This is a genomic window from Halomonas sp. SpR1, from assembly GCF_031010175.1.
In the GTDB taxonomy this organism is placed as follows: Bacteria; Pseudomonadota; Gammaproteobacteria; order Pseudomonadales; family Halomonadaceae; genus Vreelandella.
In genome coordinates this window covers 197425-205175 of sequence record NZ_JAUAMB010000005.1, presented here as the reverse complement: position 1 = coordinate 205175, position 7751 = coordinate 197425, and the positions used below count along the sequence as shown (strand labels likewise).

Sequence of the window (7751 nt, the reverse complement as noted above, 5' to 3'; positions counted from 1 at the left end):
AGGACGTTAGTGGCTATCTGATGGGTTACTACAACCAGCAGCGCCCTCACTCGTTTAACGATGGCATGCCTCCCGTTGTGGCTGAGGAAAATCTTAAATTACTGTCCGGGATTAGTTGACCACTACAAGAGCTGCCCAATCAGCTTGTGAACGCGCCACCGAGAGCGTAACCGTCAGCGTCGATGCAGTGGCCAAACACTGACGCCTACGTTTTGGACTAAACGAACGCAACACCAACAACCAACACAGGAGAAACACCATGAGCTACAGAACCCTTGATGCCCGCGTCTGGGCCACCAACTGCTTGACCGATGGAGAGCTATTTTACGCCTTCGACGCAGATAATTATCTGGAAGATGAGGATAAAGCCTATGACGCCATGAAACGAGCCAATAGCGGTGAGCCGCTGCCCGCTGAACGCTTCCCTCGCGAAATGTATATCACGAGCCAATACGAAGAAATTAAACAGGTACCTGATGTTTTTAAGGGAGGTGGCTTCTGGGTGATTTCCGGGCGCTTTGCCGAGGTGCTGCGTCGTTTTGAGCTGGGCCAAACGGGGCTGTATCCGGTCAAGCTGTTTCACCATGACCGCAAAACACCGTTCGAAGGCGATTACTTCGTCCTGGCTTTTGGTGAGGCCAAGGATACTTTTGTGCCGGAGGAGTCGCCGGAGGCAGATACCGTCTTTATGAGGAAGGATGTATGGCAAGCAAAGCGTGCGAATAATAAAAACAGCCTAGCCTTTGATAAATCTGTTTTAAACGGCGTTGATTTGTGGATGGAAAAAAAAATCATGTATTCATTTTTTATGAGTGATCGCTTGGAAGAGGCGCTTAAAGCCGAAAAACTAACACAAAAACTGCGACCTTATCGCTGTCGTGTCGTTTCCAATCTGCACTAATTCAATCTTTTAAAGGGGAGTAGGGGCATGGCCGACGGTATAAAGCATCTTTTTCAGATTCATCATATTTTGCCGAATCAACTTTTTAAAGATACTGAGGCGAAGAAAGGTTTAAAAGGACTGTTTGGCGACGACTATCTTAATCTCCGCGACAGCATGGAGAATAAGACCGCACTATATCGCGATTCGGCGCAGGCCGAGACGATCAAGCAATCGCTGTTAAACGGCGACAGTCTCTATAGCGATATCGGTATCGGCGGTAGTCATCACGAGGGTGGTCATCCAGGGTATAATGAATTTCTAATATTGCAAGTTAGAAGCATACTCAATACTCCTAGTGACATCCTGAGTGACGAACAAAAGAAAATCGCCTTTTTCGACTTAGCGCGTTTTGCGGTTGAGGTTTCCAACGGCACTGCCAGTTATAACGGCGAGACACTTTCCCTGTCTGGAGGGCTTACTAATACAGATAGTCTGAATCAGGCTTGGAAAGCCAAACAACTCGACTACACCGCCCCCGATGTACTGACCCAGGATGGCCTGGGTGACTTTATCGAGCATTTTAAGGAGGCGGATATTACCGATAAAGGCACGGATGGCCAGGTTAACACCGAACACCGCTTGCTGGTCACTGAGAAACAAACCAAAGCGTTTTACGAGTTGGGTGTGATCAGTGAAGAAAATTACCAGAAGTCTCTTAACGAGCTGGCGGATATTCGAAAGAGCATGGAGTCCTCAAGCCCTGCGAAGGGTAAGGGGGGTGACATTTCCAATATCTTCTATAAGAACAGCTACGATAAGGCAAAAGCTGACGGCCAACCTTTGTCGGCAGAAGAGACATTCCGGCGTGAGTCGGGCATCAATAACGACGGCCAGCCGCTCGCTCAGACACTGCACACGGAGCACGGGCCTACTCAGGTATCGATGGCGGCTGCCCCGGGGCTGGCGATGGAACTCGAACAGCGGCACCTGCAGTTGCCAGAGGCCTTTACCGCGCTGGATCAGGAAATCCGCCTCAGCCTTGAAAAATCATTGGTGGGCGTTGGCGGCGGTATCGTCGGCGATGCCGGTGAGTTCCTTAATCACTCCTACGATAGCCTCAAACACGGCCTGGATACCGGCGACTGGCAGCCGATGCGTCAGGATGTCGAGACGTTCGGTGCCTCTATTGTACTGAGTGCATTTATGGTTGTCGGTACGACGGTATTGGCCGGTGTTGTGGGCGGGCCGGGCGCTGCGGCCTGGGTGGCTAATGGATGGGCTGTTTATGGGATCGCCGATGGCCTGAATAATATCAGCGAGCTGATCGGCAAGGTCGTTCATGATGCGCCTTACTGGGTGGATATGCTCTCCGACGGCTTTATGTCCTGGCTTAAGGGCGAGTTCGGTTATGCCAGCAAGGTCGTTTCGCCCTTGGTGTTGGATCTGGACGGCGATGGGGTGGAAACCATTGCCCTCGCCGATGGGGCCTATTTTGACCACGACGGCAATGGTTTCGCTGAAAAGAGCGGCTGGGTCAGCCCGGACGATGGTCTGCTGGTATGGGACAAAAACGGTGATGGCAAGATCAGCGACGGCAGCGAACTGTTTGGCAATCACTCGCTCGGGAAAGATGGCGAGAAAGCAGAACATGGCTTTGCCTCCCTGGCCGTACTCGACACCAACGACGATGGGGTTGTCGATGCGCAAGATGCAGATTTCGCTAGCCTGCAGGTGTGGCAGGACAAAAACGGCGATGGTCGTGTGCAGGCAGGGGAGCTGCGCTCCCTGGCAGACGCCGGGGTGGCCTCGCTCAGTATTGCGTTTGATTCCGCGTCAGAAACGGATGAGGCCGGTAATCTGCATTTGCAGCTTGGTAGCTTTACCCGCACTGACGGCAGCGACGCTGCGCTGACCGATGTCTGGTTTCAGCACGATTTGATGGATACCCGCGATGGCACGCCCCCACCGAGCGACGATACGGTCGGCCCCGGCCTGGTGGGTTACGGCAACGTGCACGATTTGCACACCGCGGTAGCGCTAGACGAAAGCGGCCGGTTAGGCGAATTGATCGAACAGTTTGGCGCAGAACAGGATATTGCCCGCCGCCACGCTCTCATTGATGAGCTGCTATTCGCGTGGACGGGCGCCAACGCGCACGCGCCCGATAGCCGAGGGCAGTATATCGAGGATGCCAGAAAGCTGTATGCGGTAGAGGCCTTCATGGGTGAAAAATTCGTGCAAGGGGCGGGCACCAATGCTGGGCTGAATGATCCGGGCCCTAATGCGGCGCGGTCGCTCACGGAAACGTATCAAGCCCTAGCCGCTCAGGTATACGCTAGCTTGGCGATTGAGTCCCATCATGCCGAGTGGTTTGGGGAGGTCGGCATCGCTACCAATGGCTCGGCGTGGCACTTCGAAACGCAAGCCCTAGTAGATCGTTTCTCCGAAGCGTTTCAAAATGATGGATGGTCGGGAATTGCTCGGATACTGGAGTTCGCTGACACCCTAAAACGGGCCGATGTGCCGCTGACGGATGCGCTACTCCAGCAGCTTAACGCCCAAGGCGTGGCCGAAGGCTCAGACTTCGAACGGCTGCTGGCGGGGCTTGGGCAGGTAAATCAATTCGAAGATTTACACGGCAACGTCATTAGTGTGAATGGTGCGTTCAAACTCATTGGATTCGACGACCAGGACGACCAGCTCCGAGGGGACGGCGGGGACGATGACCTATTCGGCCTTTCGGGAGATGATACGCTCACCGGCGGTGCTGGCGATGATAGGCTTGATGGTGGTGATGGCGCCGATACGCTGAAAGGAGGAGATGGTGATGACCGCCTCGACGGTGGTGTCGGTGACGATGAGCTCTACGGTGATGCTGGTGACGATACGCTTGAGGGCGGTGGCGGCGCCGATACGCTAAAGGGAGGGGATGGTGATGACCGCCTCGACGGTGGCGCCGGTGACGATAAACTCTACGGTGACGCTGGCGACGATATGCTTGAGGGTGGTGATGGGACAGATGAACTCTATGGCGGCGAGGGCGACGATAAACTCATCGGGCAAGATGGAGACGATCGACTATACGGAGGCCGGGGGCGAGACGAGTTAATTGGAGGAGAGGGCGCAGACGAACTCAATGGCGGTGATGGTAACGATCTACTCAAGGGAAATGATGGGAACGATACGCTCACAGGCGGCATGGGCGGGGATTTCTTAAAGGGAGGGGCTGGTGACGACGAACTCTTTGGTGGTGTTGGCAATGATTACTTGATCGTCGATAGCGGTTTTAATGTCTTGGATGGCGGGGCTGGCGATGATGAAATTAGAGGTGGGAGTGACGGGGACGACCTCAAGGGCGGTAGCGGTGATGACTTCCTTTTTGGCGGTGGTGGTTTCAACAGCTTAGATGGCGGGACTGGTAATGATAGCCTCTATGGCGGTGACGAAGGCAACGATATCGCGGGCGGAAGCGGCGATGATTTCATCACTGGCGGTGCTGGCGATGATTTTATTTCGGGCGACGGCGGAGACGATATAATCTTGGGTGGAGGTGGTAATGACACCTATCGCTTCAGCGCAGGTTGGGGAAAAGATGAAATTATCGGCGCTACTGAAAGCGATATCATTGAGTTCGACGATAGCGTATTACCTGGAGACGTCCAGGTCGGCAGAGCAGAGAGTAATCTGATACTAAGTTCTCGTTCGGGCGATGACCAAATTGAGGTGGGCTTGTACTTTTCTAGTGGATCAATGCCTGGGCCTTTAGACCGCGTAGTGTTTGCCAATGGTGAAGAGTGGGATCAACGAAAAATCTCATCGAAACTTACTGCGACGACTAACGGAAACGATATCGTCGAAGGAACAGACCTTGATGAACTCATCAATGGCCAGGGCGGCAACGATATACTGCGAGGTGGAAAAGGTGACGATACGCTGATTGGTGGGGCGGGTCATGACACCCTCGAAGGTGGGGAAGGAAGTGATGAATACTGGTTTGCCAAAAACTGGGGTGTCGACACTATCGATAACTTCGCGTTCGATCATTCTGATTCATCAGATGTCATTGTATTCCTGGAAGGAATTGCCCCCGACGATATAAGCGTAAGGCGCGATGATTTTGCGCTCGTTTTGGAGTCTTCTAATGATGGCGATCGGATCATTGTTAATGACTACTTTCTGGAAGATGAAAACAACTTCAATCGGCTCGAAACGATCCGGTTCTTCGATGGAACTGAGTGGTCGTCTGAGCATGTTAAAACGAGGGTGATACAAGGGACAGATGGCGATGATCACCTTAGGGGCTACGCTAGCGATGACGAGCTGAAGGGTGGTTTGGGTAATGACATCCTCAATGGTGGTGCCGGTAACGACACTTTGTATGGGGGCGCAGGTGATGACGAAATTGTTGGTGGTAAAGGCGTCGATACAGTGCTCTATGGCATTGGCGACGGGAACGATACTGTTAACACGGTGAGTCTTTATAATGCCGCACGAGTAGACGTGGTCGAATTTCGGGAGGTTTTACCCACTGATGTCTCGGTTTCCCGTGATAAATATGATCTGATCGTCACACTTAATGCCAGTGGTGAGACACTGACTGTCACGGATTTCCTGTCGAATAACTATCCTAGCGAAGTGGAAACGCTTCGCTTCGCTAATGGTGTTGAATGGACGCTATCTGATATTGAGTCGATGGTGCCTGAATACTCACCGCCAGGCGGTGGTAGCGGCGGTATAAACACCGAGCAAGGAACCGATGGAGACGATAGGCTCATCGGTGGTATCGATATGGATTTTATTTATGGAAAAGCCGGGAACGATATTTTAGAAGGGAAAGAGGGGCCTGACATCCTGGATGGTGGAATGGGAGATGATGTGTTGATCGGTGGCAGGGGGGACGATTCCTTGATCGATCCTGGCGGTAGCGATACCTTCGTTTTTTCGGCGGGTGACGGTCTGGCTATGATTCAGCACACCACTGAGAATCCCGAAAGCGATCATGATGTGTTGATAATCGATGGTATCGACTATACGGCGTTGAATGTCTCGTATAATTATGTTGGTCTGCTGATTGAGGTAGAGGGTAGCGATGACGTCATAATGGTCGCAAGTTGGCAGACGGATGAGACAAGCCGCATGGATATCATTCAAGTTGGTGATCACCAATTGACAAAAGAGGCGCTTGAGCCATTAGAGATGGAGGATGCACCGAGAGCGCTGGGGATCAACGAGATGGATGAATTGATATTGATATAGGCGTTAACTCGATGTCATTCGTTATCGGTGGGGCGTGTTCTTAACTGCGTCGCGTCACTCAACGCAAAAATGCCCAGATAATTAGCGTCTGGGCATTTTTTGTTGTTAATACATTGCTTAATGTGATGCCTATACGGCAGGAATAGGGTTCCCCTTAAACTGCCGCATCAACCCATAGTAGAACAGACCACCCAAGGCTGCGCCAATCAGCCAGCCGTAGCCACCAAGGCTGGATAGGGCTGGCACTAACACGGTAGATAGCGAGAACAGCGCCGCCACGCCAAAGGCGATAAGCGCGCGGGTGTTCCAGCCGTTGACGTAATAGTAGGCGCCGCCCGGTGCTGATGAGAATAGCTCCTGCATATTTAAGTGCTGGCGCTTAATCAGGTAGTAGTCGACGACGATAATGCCGTAGAAGGGCGCGACGACGGCGCCTAGCGCATTCACAAAGCCGGGTACGCCAATCTGGCTGATGACTGAAAGCCATAGTGCACCGACGAAGAACGCGATCACCGCGGTAATCAGGCCGCCCATTTTAAAGCTGATTTTGCTGGGGAACAGGTTGGCGAGATCATAGGCGGGGGGAATGAAGTTGGCGACCAGGTTGATACCCACCGTGGCGGCAAAGAAGGTGAGGGCGGCGATAATGGTCAGCGGCAATGAATCCACTCGCTCAACGATATCGGCGGGGTTTGTCAGCGCTTCGCCAAACAGTACCAGGGTGCCCGCGGTAATAATCAGCGCGATAAACGAGAAGAACGCCACGTTAAGCGGCAAGCCCAGCAGGTTGCCCAGCTTCATCTGGCGTTCGGTTTTCACAAAGCGGGTGAAGTCGCCGAAGTTGATTACCACCGCCGCAAAATACGCCACCATGGTGCCGACAATCGCCATAAAGGCGGCGATTGAGCTACCGCTGGTTTCACCGTCGCCGCTAAAAATGGTGCCAATGGCGGGGATTAGCTCGCTGCCTGCTTGGTACCAAACAATGACCATCAGCACTAACATCACCACGTAGACCAGCGGGCCTGCCCAGTTGAGGAAGTGCTTAATGCGTTCGATGCCCTGCCAGAAAATCGCGATCTGAAACAGCCACACAATCACGAATGACACCCAGGCCACGCCGGAAAGCCCCAGGAAGGTGCCGCCATCGCCTGCGCCAACAAACGCGGTAATCAGCAGGGTAACGGCGGTGGAGGCGAAGTAGGTCTGCACGCCATACCAAAAAATCCCCACGATAGCGCGCAGCATCGCGGGCAGGTTGGCGCCGCGTACCCCCATGCTGGCACGCACCATCACCGGAAACGGAATGCCGTATTTAACACTGGGTTTACCGGTTAGGTTAACCAAGAACATCACGATCACACCGGCCAGAATAATCGCTGCCATCACCGCCCAGCCGTTCAGGCCATAGGTTAAAAACAGCGAGGCCGCCAGGGTGTAGCCAAACAGGCTCTGGATGTCGTTCGACCAGACGTTAAATATCTCAAAGGCGCCCCAGTTACGATCCTGGGGTTTCAGTGGTGCCAGATCCTCGTTATAGAGCGTGGGATCGATATGTTTGATATCCAGGTCACTAACGTCATTGCTCTCTTTCATTGTATTGGCTCGCAGG

General features: G+C 53.2%; 3 protein-coding genes. 2 read left to right on the top strand and 1 reads right to left on the bottom strand.

Translation table 11 applies throughout. The features are described from left to right. The first annotated feature begins 259 nt into the window (after positions 1 to 259). The gene (locus QT231_RS06205; RefSeq protein WP_308336050.1) at positions 260 to 901 is read left to right on the top strand and encodes an imm11 family protein; all 642 of its coding nucleotides are present in this window, start codon (positions 260 to 262) and stop codon (positions 899 to 901) included. Between the two features lie 27 nt (positions 902 to 928). Continuing rightward, positions 929 to 6139, top strand: a complete 5211-nt coding sequence (locus QT231_RS06200; protein ID WP_308336049.1) for a calcium-binding protein — start codon at positions 929 to 931, stop codon at positions 6137 to 6139. 129 nt (positions 6140 to 6268) lie between these two features. On the opposite strand, the gene QT231_RS06195 is transcribed toward QT231_RS06200, so the two are convergent. Next, positions 6269 to 7735: an NCS1 family nucleobase:cation symporter-1 gene (locus tag QT231_RS06195; protein WP_308336048.1), complete on the bottom strand. Its 1467-nt coding sequence runs from the start codon at positions 7733 to 7735 to the stop codon at positions 6269 to 6271. Positions 7736 to 7751: the final 16 nt, after the last annotated feature.

What these genes read in the sequence shown, in the direction of transcription:
- QT231_RS06205 (WP_308336050.1), top strand. Translation starts at nt 260, where the DNA reads ATGAGCTACAGAACCCTTGATGCCCGCGTCTGGGCCACCAACTGCTTG.
- QT231_RS06200 (WP_308336049.1), top strand. Translation starts at nt 929, where the DNA reads ATGGCCGACGGTATAAAGCATCTTTTTCAGATTCATCATATTTTGCCG.
- QT231_RS06195 (WP_308336048.1), bottom strand. Translation starts at nt 7,735, where the DNA reads ATGAAAGAGAGCAATGACGTTAGTGACCTGGATATCAAACATATCGAT.